Here is a 943-nt window from a genome sequence, read left to right on the forward strand (position 1 = left end):
CATGATGACACAGGAGCAAAAAATGAATATCAACAGGTTTTTATCCAAAGTAAGGACAACAACTCTTGCGATATCTTCGTTAGCTATCATGTTTGCTGTACCAGCTTTCGCTAGATTAGATGGCGCAATATTCACAACGACACCTGCTGGTGATATCGTCAATGAAAATGTCCGCTACGAGTCTAAACAAGAAGTATTTTTAGATGGAGGCCCAGGGCCTAACGCCCCAAGAACAGCCGCAGCACTGCCTGCTGGTTTGTATTATTTTCAAGTTACCGATCCATCAGGTAAATGTTTGTTATCAAGTACTTTAGATAGCGCAGACACCCACGGTGGTACCTGCTATCAAGATGTAAAAATCAAAGGCAAGAACGCTAGAAACGCCGAAGAGTTTTACGCAGACCCATTAGCCTGTCGTCTTTTCTATTTCGACGGTGAAGGTGGTGTGACATATATGAATGACGTCGTCACCATCACTCAAGAAGTTAAAGTGCGCGGCAAAATGGTCACCCAATCGATAGGCATAGAATGTCGACATCAATTGGGAAGTGAGTATTTAGATGTCGACCCTACTTCTCTGCCTGATGGAGAAACCATACAGCTATTTCCATTTGCCAACACACCTAACTCCGGTGGGGTTTACAAAGCTTGGGTATCCACAGCAGCGAGCGTAGAAGCCGCTTGTGAAGGTACTGACCTGTATGGCGAAGAAACTGGTGAAAACTGTGCCGGGTTCTTTGGATTTATCCCTCGATTCTCGAAAACAGATAACTTCAAAGCGAAGACTGCAGAGCCAGAATCGCCAAACTTTGATATTGCTTTTCGTGCGTTCCACGACAGAAACCTGAACTGTCAATATGATCCTATCATCGATGAAGTTATTCCTAATTGGGAGTTTGGTATTCGTGACTTAGCGATGGAGATGGGCGGTATGCGTAATACT

1 pseudogene is annotated in these 943 nt (G+C 44.3%); it reads left to right on the forward strand.

The annotated features are described in order from the left end of the window. Positions 1-22: 22 nt before the first annotated feature. Positions 23-943 (forward strand): annotated as a pseudogene (locus tag R7R24_RS25245) (hypothetical protein); the annotation flags it as partial.

The organism is Vibrio sp. 704 (genome assembly GCF_033339295.1).